Raw genomic sequence first — 24,110 nt, 5'->3', positions numbered from 1 at the left:
CTCGAACCATGAGGCCCGTGGCACATCCTTCGAGACGCGGCCTGAAGGCCGCTCCTCCAGCGACAACGGCAAAGCCGTTGCGCGGGGATGAGGAAAATCTAGATTTTCCCCGCCTGCAGACTTCGCTGCATTCGCGAAGCCGCGATCACCAACAGGCCCGCACCCGCGACCGCCCAGCAGGCGACCGGCGCCCAGTGCAACAGCGGCGCGTATTCCGGCAGCTTTTGCAGGCCGCCGGCGACCGCCGCCATCCGCGCAAAGGTCGCCAGTGCCAACGCTGAAAACATCAGCCCGATCACCTTGCCCTCGGCGCCGGTGTCCCCGATCGCCAGCGCCGCCGATACCGCGCTCATCAGCATGCAACCCCAGGCCGCGCCCGCCACGAACTGCGCGACAATAAGGACGTTGAGGCTGCCTGACAGCTCGGCGGCGAGCACCGCCAACGCGCCGAAGAGGCCGGCCGCACCCATCACGAACAACCCACCGCGGTGCTTGACCACGACGCTCGCTGGAAACATCGCGATGTTAAAGCCGATCCAGAACACTGGCAGCAGCCACTGCAACTGATCTTGCGTCGTGAAACGCAGGAAGAACGACGAGCTGTTGAGGCTGAAATGCAGTTGATAGCCGAGCGACAGGATCACCATCGATGCAATGAAGAACATCGGGATCGTGCTGAGCGCTTTGGCCGGGACCGCCGTCGCGCTCGGGGCGGGCGTTTGCGCCGCAGCGTCCCGCTCGACCTTCGACAGCGCCAACGTGGTGAGCAGCAGGACGACGCCCGAAATCAGGAACGGAAGCCGCGGATCCTGGTTGCGCAGCACCGTGCCGAGATAGGGCGAGACCGCGCCGGCCAGGCCGTAACCCAGCATCGCCAGCGCCGCCAGCAGCGGCACCTGTGACCGCGCGCGATGCTTGCCGAGCAGCGTCAGCGGCGGTGCACGCAACGCCGACGACGTCACGACCCAGATCACGATCAGCACGATGAACCAGGCTTGTGCGCCCGGACCCGTGCCGGCCACGAACGGCAACGCCACGAACGCCGCGCAGGAGATCGCGGTCAGGATGCCGACGAAGACACCGAGCCGGCCGATGAAGGGCGCGATCCTGTCGGCCGCAATTCCCATCGCGGTGTCGGTGATGGTGAAGATCGCCTGATCGAGCATCAGGATGAAGATCACCATGCCAGGTGCGATCCCGACCTGGGCTGCGAGCTTCGGCAGATAGATGACGTAAGTGGTCCAGCCCAGCGTGAAGATCAGTTGCAGCACGGCCAGGTAGATGCCGGTGCGGCTGGCGCCCGCGCCGCTGCCGGCCTTTACTTCAGTCGTGGTCATATTTCGCTCCCCGCCCGGCGGAGAGCATAGACCAGACGAAACTTCGATGGGAAGCCGGTAAGCTCGCGTCAGCGCGCCTTGCGGAACGTCAGATTGATGCGCTGGCGGCCCAATACGGCGTGTTCGCCGTCGGCCAGCGGTGCGACGCCGTGAAAAAACAAGCGCGACGGCCCGCCCCAGACCACGACGTCGCCATGCACCAGCCGAAACCGCGCCGGCTTGTCGCTGCGTTTCAATCCGCCGAACAGGAAGATCGCCGGTATCCCGAGCGACACCGAGACGATCGGCGCGGCAAAATCCTGCTCGTCCTTGTCCTGATGCAGCGACATCCGGGCGCCCGGCTCGTAGCGGTTGATCAGGCAGGCATCGGGTGAAAAGTGTTCGAAGCCGCCCTCGGTCGCCGCTTCGGCGGCCAGTTCGCGAAACACCGCGGGCATCGCCGGCCACGGCTGGCCGGACTCGGGATCGATGCCGTCATAGCGATAACCGGTGCGGTCGGTGACCCAGCCGGCATTGCCGCAATTGGTCATCGCCACCGACATCTGATGACCGCCCGGCGTCGACATATGGCGGAACGCCGCTTGCGCCACGATCTCGCGCAGCGCCGGGATCAGATCGGCTTCAAAGCGCAGCGCGAAACCGCGCAGCAGCACGGCGCCGTCGGCCATCGCTTCCCGCGACGGCTGCACATCGGCGATGGCGTCGAACAAATCTGCAGTCAATTCGCTTCGCACTCACATGGCGTGGTGAATTACTTGGCGTCGTGAAAGATCACGCCGACAGTATGACGATGGCCGGACCGGATCTGGCTGACGCCATGGCGCAGATTAACGCGATAGAACCCGCGCGTCCCCTGCACCGGGCGGTGATGCACAGCAAATGCCACCGCGTCGCCTTGTGCGAGCGGCACCACCTCGGGCCGCGACTGCATCCGCGGCCGCTGCTCGGTCAGCACGAATTCACCGCCGGTGAAATCGCGCCCCGGTTCCGAGAGCAGGATCGCGACCTGCAGCGGGAACACATGCTCGCCATAGAGATCCTGGTGCAGGCAATTATAGTCGCCGGGCCCATATTGCAGCAGCAGCGGCGTCGGCCGCACCTGCCCGGCATCGTGGCACCGTTTCAGGAACGCCTGATGCGCCAGGGGATAGCGGATATCGATGCCCATCGTCTGGTTCCAGCGATTGGCAATGCCGCACAGCCGCGCATACAGCGCCGGGCGCAGTTCCGCGATCAGGTCGGGCAGCGGATAGGAGAAATATTTGTATTCGCCGCGGCCAAAGCCGTGACGCCCCATCACGATGCGGCTGCGGAACCTGCTGTCGTCAGGATACAGCGCCGCGATCGCCTGGCATTCGTCCGGCGACAGCAAACCCTTCAGCACAGCGCAGCCCTGCCCGTCGAGATCGGCCGTCACCTGCGTCCAGTCGATGGCATCGACGCGGGCGGCGATGTCGGGGGATGGGCGGAGGTCGGTGGTTTTTGCGGTTGCTTTCATGGCGGGCAGTTTCGCAAGTCGCGCCGTATCACGCCACCCGATTTCCGTTAACGGTGTCGTCCCGGCCTAGTGCGCAATTGCGCACGGGGGCCGGGACCCATAACCACCGGCTGGAATGTTGCGAAAGGCCTCTGCCGTCGTGCCTTACCGATAGATCACGCGGTATGGGTCCCGGCCCCCGTGCGCAATTGCGCACTAGGCCGGGACGACAAATCAACCCAGCACCGGCAACGCGATCACATCGTAGCCGTGGCCGATCTTTCGCTTCAGCACGGGATCTTCCAGCTCGAACTCGAACCGGCTCGCCGGACGGATGCCGCCCTTGGCAGCGAAGGTGCCGCCGAACATCGCACAGCCGTCGGGCAGGCCCTTGCCGCCAAAGCCGCGTTCGATCAGGTCCTTGACCGGCAGCATGGCATCGAGCGTGCCTTCCTGGTACAGCACCCGCGCGCCGTCGATGACGGCCCAGGAGCGCAGGATCATCTGGTCCCAGTGACGAATGACGTCCTCCAGTTCCCACAGCACGGAGGCCATCGGCTTGTCGCACATCTGTTTTGAAACCGTGACGCTGTAGGCTTCCACCTTGCGATCGGTATGGTCGGAGCCGCAGCCGACAAGGATGCGACCCTGCCAGCCGATCAGCACGAACTCGACCTCGCCGCTGGAATCGCCGCCGCTGACTTCGATGCTGTCAGTGGTGGTGATCCGGCACGCGGAGACACGGTAGTAGATCGGCGTCGAGGCCGGCCGCGCGATGCCGATCGCTTCCAACTCGGCAATGTGCTTGTCGCGTGCCACCGGATCGCGCCCGGTCCAGCCGGCAATCACGGCCTGATCGATCGCAAGCGTCAGCGGCGTCGGCGCGCCCTTGTCCTGAACAGTAAAGGTAAGATCAACCACGGATGACATTCTCCATTCCGGCCGCAAGTTCAAAGATGCAGCGATCTCTTCCGCCGGCGCCCGCCAGCATCAAGCCGACCGGTACCTCGCCTTCGCGATGCGCGGGCAGCGAGATCGCGCAGCCGTCGAGCATGTTGATCAGCGTGCAATTGCGGAGCGCGCGCAGGTTTTGCATCGCGAATGCCTTGTCGTCGGCGAGGTCAGCAATGACAGGCGGAGTGTTGGCCGTGGTCGGCATGACGAGCGCGTCATAGGGCGCGATGCGCGCTTCGGTGTGCGCGATGAACGATTTTCGCGCGCCGAGCAGATCGATATAGTCGGCCGCACTCATGCCTTCGCCGCGCAGGATGCGGACGTGCACGCGGGGATCGTAGACGTCGCCTTTGCTCACGATCAAATAGCGGTGCCAGGCATAGCTTTCGGATGCCGCAAAGCCGCCCTTGGCGTTCATCGCGCCGACATCGAGGAATTCCGGCACCTCGATGCGTTCGATCAGTGCGCCCTGCCGCGACAGCGTTTCCAATGCGCGCTCAAAGGTCTTTGCAACCTCGTCATCGAGATCATCGAGCGCGACCGTGGTCGGCACCGCCAGCCGCATACCCCTGACAGGGCGCGGCTGCAACACCGGTAGCTCAGGCTCATCAGCCAGCACGGCGTCCATCGTCGCGCAGCACTGCACCGTGCGTGCCAGCGGCCCGAAACTGTCGAGCGAGAAGGACAGCGGCACGCCGCCGTCGAGCGGCACGCGGCGTTGCGTCGGCTTGAAGCCGACGATGCCGTTGAAAGCCGCCGGAATCCGGCAGGAGCCGCCGGTGTCGGTGCCGAGCGCGCCGTGGGCCATGCCGTCCGCGACCGAGACCGCCGCGCCCGAGGACGAGCCGCCGGGCACATGTCCGACGCTGCGGTTCCAGGTGCTTTTCGGCGTGCCGTAATGCGGGTTGATGCCGATGCCGGAATAGGCGAATTCGGTCATGTTGGTGCGGCCGATCACGATGAACCCGGCCCGCCGCAACCGCGCCACCACGGGCGCGTCAGCCTCGGCCGGCGTGCAATCTTCCTCCAGCGCCCGCGAGCCGGCGCGGGTCACCTGCCCCTTGATGTCAAAGAGATCCTTGATCGAGACCGGGATGCCGGCAAAGGGCGACGGCACCGCATGCGCCTTGCGCAGCCGGTCCATCGCGTCCGCCGCACCCAGGGCGCCTTCCTTGTCGACATGGATGAACGCGCGCGACCCCTCACCCGAGGCGTCGGCGATTTTGGCGAGACATTCCTCGACCAGCTTGCGGGCGGAAGTCGCTCCGCTTTCGAGATCGGCGGCGAGTGAGGCAAGTGTTGTTGTGTTCGGCATTAGTTCTCTCGCTGCTTCTCTTCGCTTCGCTACTTGTCGTCCGATCCTGGCTCAATGTCGAGATCGAGCAGTGCGGAGCTCAACGATTTCCCGTGGGCATCCAGCGCCAGCGAACGGGTGACGCCGCCGCCGAGCGCCTGCGCCATCACGAAATTCAAGGCCGACAGATTGGGCAGTTCGTAGCGAACCACTTCGCCCTCAACGACCCCGGCGAAATGCGCCTTCACCCGTTCGCTGGTGACCTGCTCGTGCAGCAGCGGATAGTGCTTCGCGTCATAGGCGATGACGGAAATATTCGATGTGTTGCCCTTGTCGCCGGTGCGGGAATGGGCGATCTCGCGCAGCTTCACCTTATGCCCCCACGAAACGAACTTGCGGTTTCGCCAGATCGCGCGGCAACAGCACCGACGCCACCGCGACCACATCACGCGCCGATTTCCAGGCGCCGCCGCCGGCGGCAGGGCCGTTGGTATAGAGCGTTTCGACCTCGTTGCCGATCCTGACCGCCTCGCGCAGATTTTCCGTGCGCCCCGCGACCCGAACGCGCACTTCATAGGGCTCGTTCGTGCGGCCCGAGACTTCCGCGCCATGCAGGGAATCGACGCCGACCAGTTCGAACCGCAACTCGTTGGATTCCACGCCCGTCAACTTCAGCCGTTCGCGCACGATCTCCAGCGCGAGCCGGCCGCGCGCCAGCGCACCGGGGCCGGCGTAGGAAATCTGCCCTTCACCGATATAGCTGTCGACATAGCCGACCGAGACTTTCAGTGTCTCGGTTCGCTGGTGGCCGCGCCCGCCGCTGACGCGAACACGATCGGGCCCGATCTCCTCAATGGTCACTTGCGAAAAATCCGCGACCACGTCCGGCTGGAAATACTGCCGGGGATCGTGCACCTCGTAGAGCAACTGCTCCTTGCAAGTCCGTGCCGTTACCGCGCCACCGGAACCCTTCACCTTGGTGATGACAAGGCTGCCGTCCTCGCCGACTTCACCGATCGGAAAACCGAGCCGCGCCAGGTCCGGAACATCCTTGTAGCCAGGATCGGCAAAATAGCCGCCGGTGATCTGGCCCGCACATTCCAGCAGATGCCCGGCGACGGTGCCCTGCCCGAGCAAGTTCCAGTCGTCCATCGCCCAGCCAAAGGCGTGGATCATCGGCGCCAGAAACAGCGCCGGATCGGAAGCCCGCCCGGTGATGACGATATCGGCGCCAGCAATCAGTGCCTCTGCCATCGGCTCGGCGCCGAGATAGGCATTTGCCGACAGCAGGCGGTTACCGAGCTGCTTGATGGTGCCGTCGAATTCCATGATCGGCAGATCGCCGTCCTTGCAGGCATCGAGCACGTCGTCACCGACGATGGCGGCGATTTTCAGCGAGGACAGCCCAAGCGACTTCGCGATCTCGGCGGTCCGGCGTGCGGCGGCTTCCGGATTGGCCGCGCCCATATTGGTGACGATCTTGACGCCTTTGGCCGCACAAATCGGCAGCACCGCACGCATCCGCTCTTCGAGCAGCGGATCGTAGCCGCCGTCGGGGTTTTTCATGCGCGCCTGCTGCGCCAATGCTACCGTGCGCTCGCCGAGGCACTCGAACACCAGGTACTGGATGTCGCCCTTTTCGGCGAGTTCGACCGCGGGCTCGATGCGATCGCCCGAATAGCCGGCACCGGATCCTATTCGAATCGTTCGCACATCGTCTCCGTCATCGCGCTCATTCCGTGCGGCGCAATCAGCAACACCCTAGCGCGGGAAATCACTGGCATACAAGCGCCCTCCACGCACCCTTGGCTTCTCGGGAATGCGGCCATGCGGCGGCACGGCTGGACCGTTGACGGGGAATGGTCAAATGTCGCATCAAGATTGAAACAGGCGGGCTCGTGCCCGACCCAGGGAGGAATGCCTGACATGGCAGAGCCAGCGCGCGCCAAACCGAAGCCGACCCCGGAAACCCAGCATTTCTGGGACGGTACTGCGGCCGGCGAATTGCGCCTGCAGCGCTGCGACGCCTGCGCCAACGTCTATTTCCCGCCGCGCCCGTTCTGCCCATCCTGCGCCTCGCGCAAGGTCAGCGTGTTCAAGGCGAGCGGCAAGGCCAAGCTTTACAGCTATGTCATCAACCATCGCCCCGCCGCGCCCGGCTTTACGCCGCCTTACGCGATCGCCGTCGTCGAACTCGAAGAAGGTCCGCGCATGATGAGCAACATCATCGATTGCCCGCAGACGCCCGAAGCGCTCGAACTCGACATGAAGCTCGAGGTCGCCTTCGAAAAGCTCGACGACAAGATCACCCTTCCCCAGTTCCGTCCGGCGAAGGGTTAAGCACCATGCGCAGAAACCAGGTCGCCGTCGTCGGCGCCGCCGAGACCACCGAACTCGGCGTCATCCCGAACATGTCGCAGATCCAGCTGCACGCGGATGCGGCGCTCAACGCCATCGCCGATGCCGGACTGAAACTGTCAGACATCGACGGCATCGCCACCGCGGTGGAAACCCCGCAGCAGATCGCCCATTACCTCGGCATCAAGCCGACCTGGGTCGACGGCACCTCCGTCGGCGGCTGTTCGTTCATGCTGCATGTCCGCCACGCCGCGGCCGCGATCGAGGCAGGCCTCTGCAAGACCGTGCTGATCACGCACGCCGAGAGCGGCAAGTCGATGATCGGAAAGCTGCCGCGCTCGACGCCGCCGGACAGCCTCAACGGCCAGTTCGAGTCGCCGTTCGGCGTGTTCGGCCCGCCCAGCATGTTTCCGATTCCCGTGCTGCGCTACATGAAGACCTACGGCATCACCCATGAGCAGATCGCCATGGTTGCAGTCGTGCAGCGCGAATGGGCCGCGAAGAATCCGCGCGCCACCATGAAGGCGCCGATCACCGTCGAGGACGTGCTGAACTCGAAGATGATCGCTTATCCGTTCCGCATCCTGCAATGCTGCCTCGTCACCGATGGCGGCGGCGCGCTGATCCTCACCTCGGCCGACCGCGCCAAGGATTTCCCGAACAAGCCGGTCTATATCCTCGGCACCGGCGAGAGCGTGGAAACGCCGATGGTCAGCCAGATGGAGACCTTCAACTCCTCGCGCGCCTTCACGACCGCGGGACCGCTCGCGTTCAAGGAGGCAGGCATCGCCCACAAGGACGTCGATCATCTCATGATCTACGACGCCTTCGCGCATCTGCCGCTGTTCGGTCTCGGCGATCTCGGCTTCATGCCGCACGAAGAAGCCGGTAAGTTCATCGCCGAGGGCAACACGCGCCCCGGCGGCAAGCTGCCGCTCAACACCAATGGCGGCGGACTGAGTTACATGCATTCGGGCATGTACGGCATGTACGCGCTGCAGGAGAGTGTGCGGCAAATGCGCGGCATCGCGCCGGCGCAGGTCAAGGACGCCAGGATATCGGTGTGCCACGGCGTCGGCGGCATGTTCGCGGCGTCCGGCACGATCATTTTTACGAACGAGAAGTGAAAGGTCTGATCTGTCATTGCCGGGCTTGACCCGGCAATCCATCATCTTCCGAAGAAGGATGGATGCGCGGGTCAAGCCCGCGCATGACAAGACCGAGCTTCCTTCAGCTATCGACAAACAGGACGGAGAACCACCATGGCCAAATCACTGCAGGACAAAGTCATCATCGTCACCGGCGCGGGCCGCGGCATCGGCAGGGAGATCGCCCTGCTCTGCGCCGCCGAAGGGGCAAAAGTCGTAGTCAACGATCCCGGCGTTGCCGCCGACGGCGCGGGCAACAGCGCAGCTCCCGCCGAGGAAGTGGTGGAAGAAATCAAGAAGCGCGGCGGCACCGCGGTCGCCAATTTCGAGTCGGTGGCGGAAGCGATCCCCGCGAGCAAGATCGTGAAGACGGCGACCGATCATTTCGGCCGGCTCGACGGCGTCGTCAACAATGCCGGCATCCTGCGCGACATGATCTTCCATAAAATGAGCGTCGAAGCCTTCGAATCCGTCATCAAGGTGCATCTGATGGGTTCGTTCTATGTCAGCCACGCCGCGGCGCGGCTGTTCCGCGAACAGGAGAGCGGCTCCTTCGTGCACTTCACCTCGACCTCTGGGCTGATCGGCAATTTCGGCCAGGCCAACTACGCGGCCGCCAAGCTCGGCATCGTGGGCCTGTCCAAGTCGATCGCGCTCGACATGGGCCGCTTCAACGTCCGCTCGAACTGCGTCTCGCCGTTCGCCTGGACCCGCATGATCGGCACCATCCCGACCGAGACCGAGGCCGAGAAGGCACGCGTCGCGAAGATCCAGCAGATGGGACCGGAGAAGATCGCGCCGGTCTGCGCCCATCTGCTCAGCGACGACGCCAAGGACGTCACCGGACAAATTTTCGGTGTGCGCATGAATGAAATTTTCCTGTTCGGCCAGCATCGTCCGGTGCGCTCGGTTCACCGCAGCGAAGGCTGGACGCCGCAGACCATCGCCGAGCACGGCATGCCGGCGCTGAAGGGATCATTCTCCAAGCTCGATCGCTCGGCGGACGTCTTCACCTGGGATCCGATCTGAGCGCGACAACGTAGGATGAGCAAAGGCGCGACAGCGCCGTGCCCACCGATCCATCGCAGAACGATGGTGGGCACGCGGGGTCTGTCATCGGGCGCGCATTCGCACGACCAGCATTGCCCACCCTACAAAGCTGGCCCGGCTCCGGCATAAGGACGCTACTTCCGCTTCATCCCCAGGTTGTTCGACGAAACCCGCCTGCTTTATGCCCAATTGCGGGAACATGATCTCCTTCCAACGAAAAACTGGGAGGAAAAAATGACAACTCCGCTACCCCAAAAGCCTCACTCAACTGGCGCCAAGGCGAACGGACTGGATCGCCGTGCGCTCTTGCGCGGTGCAACCGTGCTGGCCACCACGGCCGTAACCATGACAGCGGCCTCCGCGGCAAGCGTGGCCCCGCTGGGCCAATCGGGTGTCCCAACCCCGTCAACCGGCCCGCTGCCCCTGGGTCCGCTACCCGGCGCCCGCTATCCGGATGCCCGCCTCGAGTCGATGAAAAAGAAGGGGGTTTCGTTCGGGCCTACCGGTTTCCCGGCCTTTGCCGGCACCATGGCCGTCGAGCGCGTCGCAACCGGCTTCCGCTGGGCCGAGGGGCCGGTTTACTTCCCGGCCGGCCGCTACGTGCTGTTCTCCGACATTCCCAACAACCGCATCATGCGCTTCTCGGAGGATGACGGTCACGTCAGCGTCTACCGCCAACCATCGATGAATTCGAACGGCAACACCATCGATCGGGAAGGACGCCTGATCACCTGCGAACATAGCGGCCGACGGGTGACCCGGACCGAACTCGACGGCTCGATCACCATCATCGCCGACAAGTACAATGGCAAGAAGCTGAACTCGCCGAACGACGCGGTCGTCGCGGCCGATGGTTCGATCTGGTTCTGCGATCCGGCCTACGGTATCGGCGGCTTTTATGAGGGCATCAAAGCCGATGCCGAGCAGGACAAGAAGAATGTCTACCGGGTCGATCCGAAATCCGGCGACATCAAGATGGTCGTCGATGACTTCGTGCAGCCCAACGGCCTTTGCTTCTCGCCCGACGAGAAGAAGCTCTATATCTGCGACACCGGCTTCACCGACGGGCCGGACAACCCGTCACATATCCGCGTGTTCGATGTGGATCTCGCGGGCGGAAAACTCTCGAACAGCAAGGTCTTTGCCGAGATGCCCAAGCCCAGCATTACCGACGGGCTTCGCTGCGACACCGCCGGGCGCCTGTGGTGCTCCGTGGGTTGGGGCGATCCGAACGAGGACGGCGTGCGCTGCTACATGCCCGACGGCGATCTGCTCGGCAAGATCCACGTCCCGGAGACGGTCGCAAACCTGTGCTTCGGCGGCATGCAGCGTAACCGGCTCTACATCTGCGGCTCGTCATCGCTCTACGCCGTCTACACCAGTGCGCAGGGCGCGATGAAGCCGTGAGCTGAGGAGGCGAATGGGGAGTGGCGAATAGCGAATGGGGACTTTTCCATTCGCTACTCGCCATTCGCTATTCGCCGCTTCCTACCCGCTATTGCGCAATCCCGCCGAAACGCCGTTGATGGTGATCTGAATGCCGCGCAGCACCTGCTCGTCGGGGTTTTGTGCGCGGTGCTCCTTCAGCAGTTCGACCTGCACATGGTTGAGCGGGTCGAGATAGGGAAAGCGGTTGCGGATCGAGCGCTCAAGCAGCGGGTTGCTCTGCAGCAGGCGCTCCTGCTGCATGATCTTCAGCAGCAAATCGATACAGCTATGCCACTCGCCGCGGATGCGCCCGAAAATGCTTTCGCGCAGCGCCACGTCAGGCACCAGTTCGGCATAGCGCGAGGCGATCGCGATCGAGCTCTTGGCCAGCACCATGTCCATGTTCGACAACAGCATCCGGAAGAACGGCCATTCGCGATAGAGCTCCTGCAGGAACGGCATGCCCTGCTCGGGATGTTCCGCAATCCAGGTCTCCACCGCGCTGGCAAAGCCATACCAACCCGGCAGCATCAGGCGGCATTGCGCCCAGCTGAACACCCAGGGAATCGCGCGCAGATCCTCGATCTCGCGGGTTTTCTTGCGTGAAGCCGGGCGGCTGCCGATGTTGAGCGTGGCGATCTCGTTGATGACGGTGGAGCCCCAGAAGTAGTCGGCGAAGCCCTCGGTCTCGTAGACCAGCCCGCGATAAGCCCTGAAGGCCAGTGCGGACAATTCCTCCATGGCCTTCAGATATTCCGGACGCGGCGCGCTGTGCTTCGGCTGCAGCAGGCTCGCCTCCAACGTCGCCGCCGTCAGAATTTCGAGATTGTTGCGGCCGACTTCGGCGTTGGAATATTTGCTGGAGATGATCTCGCCCTGCTCGGTGATGCGAATCTGGCCGTTCACCGCGCCGCCGGGCTGCGCGATAATCGCGTCATAGCTCGGTCCGCCGCCGCGGCCGACCGATCCGCCGCGGCCGTGGAACAGCCGCAGGCGGACGTGATGGCGTTCGAACACCTCGATCAGGCCGATTTCGGCCTTGTAGAGTTCCCAGCCCGACGTGACAAAGCCGCCGTCCTTGTTGCTGTCGGAATAGCCGAGCATCACTTCCTGAATCGCGCCGCGACTGTCGACCAGTTTGCGGTAATCGTGCAGCGACAATATGCGGTCCATGATGCCGCTGGAGCCCTGAAGGTCCTCGATGGTCTCGAACAGCGGCACGATGTTGATCGCGCAACGGCCCGAGGGGCGAACGAGGCCGGCTTCCTTCAGCAGCAGCGCGACTTCCAGCATGTCGGACACCCCCTTGCACATGGAGATGATGCACTGGGGGATCGCGGCGGAACCATAACGGGCATGCGCGTCGGCGGCGGCATGGAATAGCGCGAGTTCGCCGATTGTCTCCTCGCTGTATTTCACAAAGGCCGACGTCAGCGGACGCGCGTTGCCGAGTTCCTTGACGAGCAAGGCGATCCGCGCCTCCTCGTTCAACGCCAGATAGGACATGCCGGGCATCGCCGCGTCGATCAACTCCGCGACGGTGCGTTCGTGCACCGCCGAATTTTGCCTGATATCGAGGCTCGCGAGGTGGAAACCGAAGCAATCCACGGCCCGGCGCAACAGGCGCAATCGCCCGCGCGCAATCACGCCGGAATTGTTCGAGATCAGCGAGCGATAGAGGATATCGAGATCGGCCTTGAATTCCGCGACATCGGAGTAAGGCGCGGCCTCGCCGACCGCCGGGCGTCTGGTCTCCACGTCCAGCCGCGTCGCGGTCGCGGTGAGGCGCGCGTAGATGCCGGATACCGCAAGACGATAGGGCTCGCCGCTTCGGTGCGGCGACTTATCCGGCGAGCGCTCCGCAAGGACACGCAAATCCTTGGAAACATCGGCCAGATGCGCCGCCATCGACAATTCGGCGCCGAGGAGATGCAATTCCTCCAGATAAAACCGCAGCACCCGGCTGGACTGCAATTTCAGCGTCCCGCGCACCACGTCGGCGGTCACGAACGGATTGCCGTCGCGGTCGCCGCCGATCCAGCTTCCCATCTTGAGAAACGAAGCCAGTTCGCCCCTCGAGCTGTCGCCCTCGTTCAGCCGGTCCTCCAGCGCGCAATGCAGCCGCGGCACCTCATGCAGGAACGTGTAGTCGTAGAACGACAGGCCATTGGCGACCTCGTCGAGCACCGTGAGCTTGGTCCGGCGCAAGAGGTTGGTCTTCCACAACGTCAGCACCGCGCGGCGCAATTGCTCGTCGCTGGCCTCGACCTCATCGGGCGTCAGTTGCACCCGCTCCTTGCGGTCGAGCAGCGCGGCGATCTCCATTTCGCGGTCGATCGTGCTCTTGCGGCGGACTTCGGTCGGATGGGCCGTGAGGACCGGACTGACTTGGGCGCTTGCAAAGAACTTGCGCAGATCGGCGGCGCTGATGCCGGCCGTGCGCGCGTGCGCCAGGGTCTGGGCCAGCATGCTGGCGCGCGGCGCCCCGCCCGGCCCGGTCCGCGCCCGCATCTGGCGGATGTTGTTCTGGTCTTCGGCAATGTTGGCCAGATGCGAGAAATAGCTGAAGGCGCGCACGATCCGCACCGTCTGGCTAATCGACATGCTGTCGAGGATCTGTTCGAGCTCGCGCCGCGCCGGCTTGTCGTCGTCGCGATGGAACCGGATCGAGGTCTGCCGGATACGCTCGACCAGGCCGAAGACGTCGGCGCCTTCCTGGTCACGCACAGTATCGCCGAGAATGCGCCCGAGCAGCCTGATATCGTTCCTCAGCCGGGCGTCCTCCGCGTCTTCGACGCGATTGGCACGGACTTCAGGATCGGAAGGCATGGTCTGGGGTGACATGGCTTGCTACTCCAGAGGGCTTGCCCGGCAAGTTCTGGAGTGTGCAAGTTTTTTGCCGCAGTGCAAGATAAAGATGGAGGCGGTGCAGAAACTAACCGACCTCCTCCTGAGGAGCGCGCCCCCTAAATCCGCCGCCCTGCCCGCTCCCAATAGGGATCGCGCAGGCGGCGTTTGAAGATCTTGCCGGAATCTTCCCGCGGCAGATTGGCCTGGATTTCGACGTGCTTGGGCACCTTGTAATCGGCCAGCGAGGTCTTCAGCTGGGCGCGGACCGCGGCGACATCAAGCGTCACGCCCGGTTGCGGCTCCACGACCGCCATCAACGCTTCGCCGAACTCCTCGTCGGGAATGCCGAACACCGCGCAGTCATGGACGCCAGGCACGGCGTGCAGTGCGGCTTCGATTTCCGCCGGGTAGATGTTGACGCCGCCCGAAATCACCATGTCGCGCTTGCGGTCGCAGATGAAGACATAGCCGTCCTGATCGATATAGCCGACATCGCCCGAGGTAATGAATCCCTCGCGGTCGATCTCGGAACGCTTCTCCGGTTTGTTGTGGTAGGTGAAATCCGGATTGCCGGATATCCGCGAATAGATTTCGCCGATCTCGCCCGGCGGCAACACGCGCCCGTCATCGCCGATGAAGCGCAGTTCAGCGCCCGGCGATATCTTGCCGACGGTGCCGGGCTTCTTCAGCGCGTCCTCGGAATTGGCAAAGGTGACGGCGCCGGATTCGGTCGAGCCGTAGAATTCGTAGATCACCGGTCCCCACCATTCGATCATCGCGCGCTTGACGTCGGCCGGACAGGGCGCGGCGGCGTGAATGATATGCCGCAGTGACGACACGTCGTACCTCCTGCGCACTTCCTCCGGCAGCTTCATCAGCCGGATGAACATGGTTGGCACCATGAAGATCGTGTCGACCCGCTCGGTTTCGATCAGCCGCAGAAATTCCTCCGGCTCGAAGCGCGGCATCAATATCAGCGCGCCACCAAGCCGTCCGGCGCGCAGGCCGAACGAGTTCGGCGCGGAGTGATACAGCGGCCCCGGCAGGATCGTGCGCGCGCCCGGCTTGAGGCCGTAAATCATCGCTCGCATGGCTTCGGCATTGGCGCTCTGCGCCGGCGTCGGTGCAAAGCGGCGCACGCCCTTCGGGTGGCCCGTGGTGCCCGAGGTGTAGATCATGTTCTGCGGCTGCGGCACCACCGGCCCGTCATAGCGCGGCTGCTGCCGGAGCCAGGATTCGAAGTCGATCGCGAAATCCGGCGTTGAGAGATGATCGGGGTTGATCTTGTAGTTGGCCAGGATTTCCGGCGGCGTCGGCACGCTGAGCGCGGTGACGCCCGACGGAATCGCGTCCCGCAGCTGATGCAGCATGTCGGCATGCGCGATCAACACCGAAGTGCCGGAATCCTCCAGCACGTAGTTGATTTCCTCCGGCTTGAAGTGCCAGTTCACGGGAACGCCGTAAGCGCCGAGCCGCATCGCGGAATAAGCGGCCTCGATGAAGGCGATGTCGTTGCGCATCAGCATGCATACGCTGTCGCCCGGCTTGACACCGAGCTGATGCAGGCCGCTGGCGATGCGGTCGGTGCGCTCGGCGACCTCGGCGTGCTCGCGCCGGCGCTCGCCGCTGATGATGCCGAGGAAGGGGGATGTTTCGGTCATTGCTTTGTTTTCATTATTAGAGACCACTGAGTGTTTCCGTCATCACCGGGCTTGTCCCGGTGATCCACGTCTTGCTTCTGTTTTCGAAAAGAAGACGTGGATGGCCGGGACAAGCCCGGCCATGACGGCGAGAAGCTAGATATCCGCAAACTTCGGTGCCCGCTTCTCCAGATTGGCGCGCACGGCCTCCTGCTGGTTGGGACCGCCCATCAGCTTCATCTGCTCAACGGATTCGGCAAGCAATGCCGGGCCGGGATCGACGGACAAATTGTTGAGCATTCGCTTGGCGGCGCGGATCGCGTCGGGGCTCTTGCCGGCGATCTCACGCGCAACCTCGAAGGCCGCGGCGCGCGGGTCGTCGCAGATCCGCGTTGCAAGGCCATAGCTCATCGCTTCCTGCGCCGAGAAGATGCGCCCGGTGTAGGTGAGGTCGCGCAGGATATCGTCGCGCACGAGGCTTGCGAGGATCGGCGTGCCCGCCATATCAGGCACCAGGCCCCACTTGATTTCCATGATCGACATCCGTGCATCAGGGGTGAGGAAGCGCATGTCGGCGCCGAGCGCGAGCTGGAACCCGCCGCCGAAGGCGACGCCCTGAATCGCCGCAATCACCGGCACCGGAAGTTGCCGCCAGCCCCACACCGCCTGCTGTGGAAAATTGGCGAGGCCATGGGTGCGCGCGGAAAGGTCGCGCTTCTCTCCGCCGGCGATCCCGTTACCGCCCTGCTCCTTCATCGCGGCGAAACGGCCCATATCGAGGCCGGCGCAGAACGACCGACCTTCGCCGGACAATACTACCGCCCGGACCCCTTTTTCATGCGCAAGCCGTTCAGTTGCAGCGACAATCGCCTCGAACATCGCGGCATCGAGCGCGTTCATTTTGTCCGCTCGTACCAGCCGGACGTCGGCAATGCCGTCCGAAATCGATATCGAAACGCGCTGCTCCATGAGAATTCTCCTCCACTGCTATTCGCTGTTATCGCTTTACAGAACGGCGTTGTCCGGATTTAGTCAATCGACCAATTAACAGCAATTCCTTTCGGGTGGAAACGATGTTCAACGATCAGCTTCTCGCCGGGCGACGCATTCTCGTGACCGGGGGCGGTACCGGCCTCGGCAAATCCATGGCAGCGCGATTCCTTGAGCTTGGCGCCGAGGTCCATATCTGCGGCCGTCGCAAGAGCGTGTGCGACGAGACCGCGACCGAATTGATGGATCTGCACGGCGGACGTGTGGTCAGCCACGGCGTCGATATCCGCAACGCGCTTGCGGTCGACGAGATGATCGAACAGATCTGGACCGGCGGTCCGCTCACCGATCTCATCAACAACGCCGCCGGTAATTTCGTCTCGCGCACCCAGGACCTGACGCCACGCGGCTTCGACGCGATTGCCAATATCGTGATGCACGGCACGTTCTATGTCACCCACGCTATCGGCCGCCGCTGGATTGCCGAGAAGCAGCGCGGCAATGTGGTGTCGGTCACCGTGACCTGGGTCCGCAACGGTTCGCCCTATGTGGTGCCGTCGGCGATGAGCAAATCGGCGATCCATGCCATGACCATGTCGCTGGCGATGGAATGGGGCAAATACGGCATTCGCCTCAACACCATCGCGCCCGGCGAAATTCCGACCGAGGGCATGAGCAAGCGTCTCAACCCGGGCGATGAACCCGGTGCACGCACCATCGCCAGAAATCCGATGGGCCGCGTCGGCAAGATGGAAGAATTGCAGAACCTTGCCGTGTTCCTGATCTCGGGCGGTTGCGACTGGATCAACGGTGAGACCATTGCGATGGACGGCGCACAGGCGCTGGCAACCGGCGGAAACTTCTACGAGCTGCGCGAGTGGTCCGATGCCGACTGGGAGCATGCGCGCGATTCGATCAAGGCGCAGAACGAAAAGGACCGCGCGGCGAGAGGGTGACGTTATCTCGTGTCCCGGACGCGGTGCAGCGTGCAACGCTGCTCCGCAGAGCCGGGACCCAATTCGCTGCAACACAGATGGACCCCGGCGCAGCAGCGCACCACGCCGCAAGTGCGGCGCGCTGCGCAGCATCCGGGGAACGCCAGCCATGCCGTATTGTTTTTGCTGGCGGATACCGCCAAACTCGGTGCAACGAAAATAAGACACGACGGGAGAAACATGTCCGCCACACAAGCGCCGGCAAACCTTGCCGAGATGGTGCGCGAGCGCGCCAGGAGCCGCGGCAATGCGCTGGTCTATGAATTCGAGGGACGTCAGACCAGCTTCGCCGAGTTCGACATCAAGACCAACCGCGTCGCGAATGCGCTGATCGCACTTGGCGTCAAGCCGGGCGAGCGCATCGCCTATCTCGGCAAGAACAGCGACATCTATTTCGAACTGCTGATGGGCGCGATGAAGGCCAATGTGGTGATGGCGCCGGTGAACTGGCGGCTGGCCGGCCCCGAGGTCGCCTTCATCGTCGCGGACTGCCGGGCGCCGATGCTGTTCGTCGGACCGGAGTTCATCACGCAAGCCCGCAACATCAAGCCGCAGCTGCCTGACCTCCGCACCGTCATCACCACCGAAGGTGGCGCACCGGAATGGCCGGATTTCACGGCGTGGCGCGATGCGCAGAGCGGCGATGACCCCAAGGTGCCGATCAGCCCCAAGGACGTCGCGATCCAGCTCTACACGTCGGGCACGACAGGCAAGCCGAAGGGCGCGATGCTGTCGCACGCCAATTTCCTCAACCTGGTGCAGACCGGCAACGAAGCCGAGAAGCCCGACTGGAACAAATGGTCGACCGACGACGTCTCGCTGGTGGCGATGCCGATCTTTCACATCGGCGGCTCCGGCTGGGGCGTGATGGGGCTCTATCACGGCGCCAAGGGCGTGATCGCGCGCGAGTTCGATCCCACCAAGGTGCTGGATTTCTTCGAGCAGTCCGGAATTACAAAGCTGTTCATGGTGCCGGCCGCGATGCAGTTCGTGGTCCGGCAGCCGCGCGCGAGACAGGTCGATTTCTCGCGGCTGAAATACATGCTCTACGGCGCCTCGCCTATACCGGCGGCGCTGCTGAAGGAATGCATCGAAGTCTTCAAATGCGGCTTTGTGCAGATGTACGGCATGACCGAAACGACAGGCACCATCGTGGCGCTGCCGCCGGAGGACCATATCGAGGGCCTCGACCGCATGCGCTCGGCCGGCAAGGCCCTGCCCGGTATTGAGCTTGCGATCCTCGACGCCGACGGCACGCGGTTGCCGGTCGGTGAAGTCGGCGAGATCGCCACGCGTTCGGGCTCCAACATGGTCGGCTACTGGAACCTGCCGGAAGCCACCGCCAAGACGCTCGACCGCGACGGCTGGCTGCGCACCGGCGATGCCGGCTACATGGACAAGGATGGCTACCTCTACATCCACGACCGCATCAAGGACATGATCATCTCCGGCGGCGAGAACATCTATCCCGCCGAAGTCGAGAGCGCGATCTGCGATCACCCTGACGTCGCCGAAGCCGCTGTCATCGGCATCCCCGACGACAAATGGGGCGAAGCGGTCAAGGCGATCGTGGTGATGAAGCCGGGCAAGCAAGCTACTTCCGCCGACATCATCAACTTCACCCGCGAACGCATTGCCGGCTTCAAGACACCGAAGTCGGTGGATTTTCTCGAGGCGCTGCCGCGCAATCCGTCGGGCAAGATTTTGCGGCGGAGTTTGCGCGACCCGTATTGGACGGGGAAGGACCGGCAGGTGAATTGATCTCTCTTGTCGCCCCGGCCTTGAGCCGGGGCCCATACGCCGTGCTTTCAATAATTGCAGCAAGCTGTTCGTTGCCTTGTTTGAATATAGTGCCTCACACTGCGCCCTGTGGTTATGGGTCCCGGCTCAAGGCCGGGACGACGTGTTGATAGAGTGAGGCCCATCACTCCCCTCAATGCTTCCCTGCCCCCATATACCCGAACAGGAATCCCGCGACTTTCCGCTTCTGGATTTCCTCGCTGCCTTCGGTGATGCGGTAGCGGCGGTGGTGGCGGTAGATGTGCTCGAACGGTTTGTGGCGCGAATAACCCATGCCGCCATGGACCTGCATGGCGCGGTCGGCGGCTTCGCAGCAGAGGCGATTTGCCCAGAAATTGCACATCGAGACCCTGTCGGAGAGTGTGTGCTCGACCTCCGCCTGGGTCAGCTTGTCCATTTCCCACGCCGTCTTGCGGATCAACAGCCGCAGCATCTCGGCTTGTGTAGCGAGTTCCACCAGCGGCCACTGGATCGCCTGGTTCTCGGCCAGCGCCTTGCCGAACGGCTTTCGCTCGCGCGCGTATTTGACGCTTTCGTTAATGCAATAGACGGCAGCGCCGAGCGAACTCGCCGCCTGCCGGATGCGGTTCTCATGCACGAAGCATTGCGCCAGCGACAGGCCGCGGCCGACCTCGCCGAACAGCGCGTCATCAGGCACGAACACGTCGGTAAAACTGACGCGGGGGTGATCGGTCGGCATGTTGAAGGTCCACATATATTCCTCGACCTTCACGCCCTCGGCTTTGGCCGGCACCAGGAGACAGGTGATGCCGCGCGCGTCGCCGTCATTGCCTGAGGTGCGGGCGAACAGCGCGCAATGCGTCGCCACATGCATGCCCGTGGTCCACATCTTCTGGCCGTTGACGATCCAGCCCTTGACGTTGTCACGGGTCGCCGGCACCGCCCTTGTTTCCATATGGGTAGCGTCGGAGCCGTGCTCGGGTTCCGTGAGACCAAAGGTGATGCGGTACTTCCCGGTGATCGAACCGTCGATCATCGCCTTCTGTTCGTCGGTGCCATAGCGGTCGAGCATGGTCACGATCGGGAGGTTACCGACGATCGAATGCTCGTTCTGCAGATCGTTGTGCAGGCCCAGTCCCTGGGACGCGAAATGCTCGCGGATCACGGCCATCCAGAGGTTGGAGCCGTCCTTGCCGCCGTAGCGCTTCGGGATCGCAAACCGCAAGTGCCCGGCGGCATCGGCGAGGTTCTTGGCCTTGCGCAGCAGCGCTTCCCATTCATGCCGCGGCAAACCGCCCTTGTCGAAATCGGTGCGCGCCCATTCGCGGCGATGGTCGAAAAAGCGGATGTTGTCGTCGGCCTCTTCCAGCGGCTTGATCTCGCGCGCGATGAACTTGTCGAGTTCGTCGAGGTAAGCGACGAGGTCGGCGGGCAATGCAAAATCCACGGCGGTCTCTCCCGAAAATGTCGTTTATTGTGTTTAGTGGCTAGCCGGACCAGGCGGCGCATTACGATTAAGGTTGGAAGAGCATGCCTAAGTCAAGCAACGGAATATCGCTTGTGACGCGCGGCTCGCTTGCGTAATTGAATGGGTTCCGGCGGCTGGCACCGCGCTATTATTCCTCGTCACAGAAAAACAGCGGGAGCGAACATGGATCTCAAATTCTCCAAGGTCACACGCAAGGGTCCGATCACGATCATCACGTTGAATCGCCCCGAAGTGTACAATGCGCTGCATATCGACGCGCATTTCGAACTCAACAAGGTGTTCGACGATTTCTCCGCCGATCCCGACCAGTGGGTCGCAATCGTCACCGGCGCCGGCGACAAGGCCTTTTGCGCCGGCAACGATCTGAAATGGCAGGCGGCCGGCGGCAAGCGCGGCTGGGACAAGGGCGGCTTTGCCGGCCTCACCTCGCGGTTCGACTGCGACAAGCCGATCATCGCCGCCGTCAACGGCGTCGCGATGGGCGGCGGGTTCGAGATCGCGCTGGCCTGCGACCTCATCATTGCCTCGGAGAATGCCACCTTCGCATTGCCCGAACCGCGCGTCGGCCTTGCTGCGCTTGCCGGCGGCGTGCACCGGCTGCCGCGCCAGATCGGCATGAAGCGCGCCATGGGCATGATCCTGACTGCGCGCCACGTCTCGGCCAAGGAGGGCCTTGAACTCGGTTTCGTCAATGAAGTGGTTCCTGCCGGCGAAGCGCTGGCGGCCGCTGAGCGCTGGGCCGAGACCATCGCCAAGAACTCGCCGATGTCGATCCGCGCCTCCAAACAAGCGATCCAGAAGGGCATGGCGGTCTCGCTGGAACAGGCGATCGCCGAACAGCGCGAATACCCGGCGGTGAAGGCGATGGCGGCCTCGCAGGATTACATCGAGGGACCGAAGGCGTTTTCGGAGAAGCGCGCGCCGAAATGGCTGGGGAAGTAAATTCACTCTCTCCGTCATGCCCGGGCTTGTCCCGGGCATCCACGTCTTTCGTTGCAGACGCCAAGTCGTGGATGGCCGGGACAAGCCGGTCATGACGATAGAATCGTGCCTACCCTACTTATTCCCCAACTCCCGCTTGTACGACGCGTAGTTCGGCTGATCGACCGCGAGCTTGTCCATCGTGGTTTGCCAGAGATGATCGGCCAGCCCCGGCGTCTGCAGATCGACTTCGCCCTTGGCAATTTTATCCGACAGCGCGCGGTTGAGGTCGAGCAGCGCACCGTCGATGCCGAGCAGTTGCTTGAGCCGCGCGGCCTCTGCGCTATCGCTATCGCCTTCCAGCGCCAGTTGCCGCGTCACCAGATCGAGCCCGTTGATGGCGACGCGGAGCTTGAAGGCGTTGTGGCCCTTGATGGCGGGCGTGATCTCGTTGCGCAGAAACTCCGCGACCGCCTTGATCAGTTCGGTGGGTGTCGGTTCGTCCTGCATCTTATTTCCCCCTCGGGGCTAGCAATCTCAGCAAATCAATCTCCGTCTCCGACGAGCGGCGGCCGATCATGGCGCGCTCCATCGAATGATCGGGGCCTTGGCGAAACCGCTGCATCATGCCGCAGCACATGATGCCCCAGCGCAGCGTGCCCATCACTTCCCAGAACATCACGCGGTCGGGATCGGCCTTGCGCCCGGCCGCTTCATAGCCGGCGAACAGGTCCTCGCGCGAACCAAAGCCGCCGACCGGCTTGTCGATCTCGCCAAAGCGCCAGGAGTTGACGCAGATCCATCCCAAATCCTCCATCGGGTCGCCGAAATGCGCCAGCTCCCAATCCAGCACGGCGCGGACGCCGTCGGGCCCGATGATGAGGTTGCCGTGGCGAAAATCGCCGTGCACCAGCGTTACTTCCCTTGACGGGCCGGGATCGCGTTCGCGCAGCCAGCGCAGTGCCAGCTCGAACACCGGACGCGGCCGGCCAAAACTGCGATACTCCCGATCGAGATCGGCGATTTCCTTTGTCGCCGTCATCTCGCGCAGCTTTGGCAGTTTTGCCGCCGGCAAGCCGTGGATGCCCGCGACCACCCCACCAAGCTGGCGCGCCAGTATCGGGCGCGCTTGTGCGAATTGTTCGTCGCGCAGAATTTTTCGCGCGATGGTCTCGCCCTCGATCCGCTGCATGATGAAGCCGGTGCCGAGTTCGTCCTCGGGCTTCAAGACATGCATCACGCGCGGCGACGGCAGGCCAGCGTCGTGCGCGAGCTGCATCAGCGTTGCTTCCGCGTCGAGCCCTGCGGCGCGGCCGGGTGACGCGCCATAGCCCGGCGGCGCACGGCGCAGGATCGCGCCGACAGTGCCGCCCGGGTGCACGATGTCGAACGTCCAGGTTTCCTGGCTGGCGCCGCCGGAAAGTTTTGCCGCGCCAGTGACGCCGGTCGCGCCCGGATACCAGGCGGCGACGCAGCGTCCGAGTTCGGCCTCGATCATTTGCCCCTGAACTTGGCGGGGCGCTTTTCAAGGAACGCGGTGACGCCTTCCTTGAAATCTTCCGCCGAGCCCGCGATGCGTTGCGACTCGAATTCGAGGTTGAGCTGCTCCTCGTAGGAGTTTTCCGGGCTGTCCCAATAGAGTTTTCGGATCAGCGACAGCGCGATCGTGGGACCATTGGCAAGATCCTGCGCCAGCTTCATCGCCTCTTCCATCAAGACCGCATCGTCATGGACGCGGTTGACGAGGCCCCATTCCAGCGCCTTTTCCGCCGGCAGCCGTTCGCCCATCAGCGACAGCTCGACCGAGCGCGCCTTGCCGATCATCCGCGGCAACAACCAGGTCGATCCGCAATCCGGCACCAGGCCGATGCGGCGGAACGCCTGCAGGAAGTAGGACGAGCGCGCGCACAGGATCATGTCGCCCATCAGCGCGAAGCTCATGCCGGCGCCGGCGGCGGGGCCGTTGACGGCGGTCACGATCGGGCAATGCAGGTTGCGCAGGCGGCGCAGGAACGGATGAAACGCGGTTTCCAGCGCCGCGCCGGCATTGACCCGGCCCGGCTTGGCGTTGTTGCGGCCCTGCAAATTGGCACCCGTACAGAACGCGCGGCCGGCCCCCGTGATCACAAGGCAGCGCACCTCCGCCTTCCTGTCCTCGATCGCATCCAGCGCCTCGCCGAGGCCGCCCAGCATGTCGATCGAAACCGCGTTCATGACCTCCTGGTGGTCGAGTTTCAAAATGGCGACCGAGCCATCGAAATCGAGCGTGACGTGCTTGAACTGCATTTGTTTCCTCGCGAGTTGTGTTTACGCGCTATCAGGCTTGCGCGATGGGTCGGATGTGTTGTCTGGGCCCATATTTGATTTTCCTGACGGGCTTGTCCATGGTCGGACTGAACCTCTGCCCACCACTGGGCG

At 63.5% G+C, this 24,110-nt stretch carries 21 protein-coding genes; 7 read left to right on the top strand and 14 right to left on the bottom strand.

The window, feature by feature from the left end; all coding sequences use genetic code 11:
- Nucleotides 1-98 precede the first annotated feature (98 nt).
- From JQ611_RS05170 to JQ611_RS05140, 7 genes are all read right to left on the bottom strand, one after another.
- Nucleotides 99-1,337, bottom strand: a complete 1,239-nt coding sequence (locus JQ611_RS05170; protein WP_212464712.1) for an MFS transporter — start codon at nt 1,335-1,337, stop codon at nt 99-101.
- Nucleotides 1,338-1,405: 68 nt separating this feature from the next.
- Nucleotides 1,406-2,059, bottom strand: a complete 654-nt coding sequence (gene alkB, locus JQ611_RS05165) for a DNA oxidative demethylase AlkB (RefSeq protein WP_212265503.1) — start codon at nt 2,057-2,059, stop codon at nt 1,406-1,408.
- 29 nt (nt 2,060-2,088) lie between these two features.
- Complete coding sequence (locus JQ611_RS05160) at nt 2,089-2,835, bottom strand: 2OG-Fe(II) oxygenase (protein ID WP_212464711.1); 747 nt, start codon at nt 2,833-2,835, stop codon at nt 2,089-2,091.
- A 213-nt stretch (nt 2,836-3,048) separates the two neighbouring features.
- Nucleotides 3,049-3,735, bottom strand: a complete 687-nt coding sequence (locus JQ611_RS05155; protein ID WP_212464791.1) for a DUF2848 domain-containing protein — start codon at nt 3,733-3,735, stop codon at nt 3,049-3,051.
- Nucleotides 3,728-5,083, bottom strand: a complete 1,356-nt coding sequence (locus tag JQ611_RS05150) for an amidase (RefSeq protein WP_212464710.1) — start codon at nt 5,081-5,083, stop codon at nt 3,728-3,730. The genes JQ611_RS05155 and JQ611_RS05150 overlap by 8 nt, the downstream gene beginning before the upstream one ends.
- Nucleotides 5,084-5,112: 29 nt before the next feature.
- Nucleotides 5,113-5,433, bottom strand: a complete 321-nt coding sequence (locus JQ611_RS05145; RefSeq protein WP_212464709.1) for a hypothetical protein — start codon at nt 5,431-5,433, stop codon at nt 5,113-5,115.
- Nucleotide 5,434: 1 nt separating this feature from the next.
- Nucleotides 5,435-6,775 carry an acyclic terpene utilization AtuA family protein gene (locus JQ611_RS05140; RefSeq protein ID WP_212464708.1) on the bottom strand — a complete coding sequence of 447 codons (1,341 nt, stop codon included), beginning with the start codon at nt 6,773-6,775 and terminating at the stop codon, nt 5,435-5,437.
- Nucleotides 6,776-6,988: 213 nt separating this feature from the next.
- Between JQ611_RS05140 and JQ611_RS05135 the strand changes: the two genes are divergently transcribed.
- The 4 genes from JQ611_RS05135 (at nt 6,989) to JQ611_RS05120 (ending at nt 11,025) form a co-directional block, all read left to right on the top strand.
- Entirely contained in the window at nt 6,989-7,402 is a 414-nt protein-coding gene (locus JQ611_RS05135) for a Zn-ribbon domain-containing OB-fold protein (RefSeq protein WP_212464707.1), read from the top strand.
- A gap of 5 nt (nt 7,403-7,407) precedes the next feature.
- Complete coding sequence (locus JQ611_RS05130) at nt 7,408-8,547, top strand: thiolase C-terminal domain-containing protein (protein WP_212464706.1); 1,140 nt, start codon at nt 7,408-7,410, stop codon at nt 8,545-8,547.
- 135 nt (nt 8,548-8,682) lie between these two features.
- The gene (locus JQ611_RS05125) at nt 8,683-9,597 is read left to right on the top strand and encodes an SDR family oxidoreductase (RefSeq protein WP_212464705.1); all 915 of its coding nucleotides are present in this window, start codon (nt 8,683-8,685) and stop codon (nt 9,595-9,597) included.
- A gap of 492 nt (nt 9,598-10,089) precedes the next feature.
- Entirely contained in the window at nt 10,090-11,025 is a 936-nt protein-coding gene (locus tag JQ611_RS05120) for an SMP-30/gluconolactonase/LRE family protein (protein WP_212268511.1), read from the top strand.
- Nucleotides 11,026-11,106: 81 nt separating this feature from the next.
- Here the strand turns inward: JQ611_RS05120 and ppc are convergent, their stop codons facing one another.
- The 3 genes from ppc to JQ611_RS05105 all read right to left on the bottom strand — a co-directional run bounded on the left by ppc (nt 11,107) and on the right by JQ611_RS05105 (nt 16,505).
- Entirely contained in the window at nt 11,107-13,890 is a 2,784-nt protein-coding gene (ppc, locus tag JQ611_RS05115; RefSeq protein WP_212464704.1) for a phosphoenolpyruvate carboxylase, read from the bottom strand.
- Nucleotides 13,891-14,012: 122 nt separating this feature from the next.
- On the bottom strand, nt 14,013-15,557 hold the full coding sequence (locus JQ611_RS05110; protein WP_212268313.1) for an acyl-CoA synthetase: 1,545 nt from the start codon (nt 15,555-15,557) through the stop codon (nt 14,013-14,015).
- Between the two features lie 135 nt (nt 15,558-15,692).
- Entirely contained in the window at nt 15,693-16,505 is an 813-nt protein-coding gene (locus tag JQ611_RS05105; protein WP_212268315.1) for a crotonase/enoyl-CoA hydratase family protein, read from the bottom strand.
- Between the two features lie 104 nt (nt 16,506-16,609).
- Here JQ611_RS05105 and JQ611_RS05100 point away from each other — a divergent pair, with 104 nt between their 5' ends.
- Nucleotides 16,610-17,482 carry an SDR family oxidoreductase gene (locus JQ611_RS05100; protein WP_212268317.1) on the top strand — a complete coding sequence of 291 codons (873 nt, stop codon included), beginning with the start codon at nt 16,610-16,612 and terminating at the stop codon, nt 17,480-17,482.
- Between the two features lie 219 nt (nt 17,483-17,701).
- Entirely contained in the window at nt 17,702-19,282 is a 1,581-nt protein-coding gene (locus JQ611_RS05095) for a fatty acid--CoA ligase (RefSeq protein ID WP_212268319.1), read from the top strand.
- A 172-nt stretch (nt 19,283-19,454) separates the two neighbouring features.
- On the opposite strand, the gene JQ611_RS05090 is transcribed toward JQ611_RS05095, so the two are convergent.
- Entirely contained in the window at nt 19,455-20,729 is a 1,275-nt protein-coding gene (locus JQ611_RS05090; RefSeq protein WP_212000641.1) for an acyl-CoA dehydrogenase family protein, read from the bottom strand.
- Nucleotides 20,730-20,933: 204 nt separating this feature from the next.
- Between JQ611_RS05090 and JQ611_RS05085 the strand changes: the two genes are divergently transcribed.
- A complete protein-coding gene (locus tag JQ611_RS05085) occupies nt 20,934-21,713 on the top strand; it encodes an enoyl-CoA hydratase-related protein (RefSeq protein ID WP_212268322.1) in 780 nt (259 codons plus the stop codon).
- Between the two features lie 114 nt (nt 21,714-21,827).
- On the opposite strand, the gene JQ611_RS05080 is transcribed toward JQ611_RS05085, so the two are convergent.
- The 3 genes from JQ611_RS05080 to JQ611_RS05070 are packed head-to-tail and all read right to left on the bottom strand — an operon-like array spanning nt 21,828 to nt 23,978.
- Complete coding sequence (locus JQ611_RS05080; protein ID WP_212268324.1) at nt 21,828-22,202, bottom strand: DUF6285 domain-containing protein; 375 nt, start codon at nt 22,200-22,202, stop codon at nt 21,828-21,830.
- A 1-nt stretch (nt 22,203) separates the two neighbouring features.
- Nucleotides 22,204-23,190, bottom strand: a complete 987-nt coding sequence (locus JQ611_RS05075; RefSeq protein WP_212268326.1) for a phosphotransferase family protein — start codon at nt 23,188-23,190, stop codon at nt 22,204-22,206.
- On the bottom strand, nt 23,187-23,978 hold the full coding sequence (locus JQ611_RS05070) for an enoyl-CoA hydratase/isomerase (protein ID WP_212268328.1): 792 nt from the start codon (nt 23,976-23,978) through the stop codon (nt 23,187-23,189). The genes JQ611_RS05075 and JQ611_RS05070 overlap by 4 nt, the downstream gene beginning before the upstream one ends.
- Nucleotides 23,979-24,110 lie beyond the last annotated feature (132 nt).

The organism is Bradyrhizobium sp. AUGA SZCCT0182 (genome assembly GCF_018130185.1).
Lineage (GTDB): Bacteria > Pseudomonadota > Alphaproteobacteria > Rhizobiales > Xanthobacteraceae > Bradyrhizobium.
The sequence above is the reverse complement of the archived record's forward strand: the minus strand, read 5'-3'. Positions and strand labels throughout refer to the sequence as shown.

Bases quoted from the DNA above. Each gene is read 5' to 3' on its own strand.
- ppc (WP_212464704.1), bottom strand. From the start codon at position 13,890: ATGTCACCCCAGACCATGCCTTCCGATCCTGAAGTCCGTGCCAATCGC.
- JQ611_RS05135 (WP_212464707.1), top strand. From the start codon at position 6,989: ATGGCAGAGCCAGCGCGCGCCAAACCGAAGCCGACCCCGGAAACCCAG.
- JQ611_RS05095 (WP_212268319.1), top strand. From the start codon at position 17,702: ATGTCCGCCACACAAGCGCCGGCAAACCTTGCCGAGATGGTGCGCGAG.
- JQ611_RS05085 (WP_212268322.1), top strand. From the start codon at position 20,934: ATGGATCTCAAATTCTCCAAGGTCACACGCAAGGGTCCGATCACGATC.
- JQ611_RS05100 (WP_212268317.1), top strand. From the start codon at position 16,610: ATGTTCAACGATCAGCTTCTCGCCGGGCGACGCATTCTCGTGACCGGG.
- JQ611_RS05070 (WP_212268328.1), bottom strand. From the start codon at position 23,978: ATGCAGTTCAAGCACGTCACGCTCGATTTCGATGGCTCGGTCGCCATT.
- JQ611_RS05150 (WP_212464710.1), bottom strand. From the start codon at position 5,083: ATGCCGAACACAACAACACTTGCCTCACTCGCCGCCGATCTCGAAAGC.
- JQ611_RS05110 (WP_212268313.1), bottom strand. From the start codon at position 15,557: ATGACCGAAACATCCCCCTTCCTCGGCATCATCAGCGGCGAGCGCCGG.
- JQ611_RS05130 (WP_212464706.1), top strand. From the start codon at position 7,408: ATGCGCAGAAACCAGGTCGCCGTCGTCGGCGCCGCCGAGACCACCGAA.
- JQ611_RS05125 (WP_212464705.1), top strand. From the start codon at position 8,683: ATGGCCAAATCACTGCAGGACAAAGTCATCATCGTCACCGGCGCGGGC.
- JQ611_RS05160 (WP_212464711.1), bottom strand. From the start codon at position 2,835: ATGAAAGCAACCGCAAAAACCACCGACCTCCGCCCATCCCCCGACATC.
- JQ611_RS05075 (WP_212268326.1), bottom strand. From the start codon at position 23,190: ATGATCGAGGCCGAACTCGGACGCTGCGTCGCCGCCTGGTATCCGGGC.
- JQ611_RS05105 (WP_212268315.1), bottom strand. From the start codon at position 16,505: ATGGAGCAGCGCGTTTCGATATCGATTTCGGACGGCATTGCCGACGTC.
- JQ611_RS05170 (WP_212464712.1), bottom strand. From the start codon at position 1,337: ATGACCACGACTGAAGTAAAGGCCGGCAGCGGCGCGGGCGCCAGCCGC.
- JQ611_RS05080 (WP_212268324.1), bottom strand. From the start codon at position 22,202: ATGCAGGACGAACCGACACCCACCGAACTGATCAAGGCGGTCGCGGAG.
- JQ611_RS05120 (WP_212268511.1), top strand. From the start codon at position 10,090: ATGAAAAAGAAGGGGGTTTCGTTCGGGCCTACCGGTTTCCCGGCCTTT.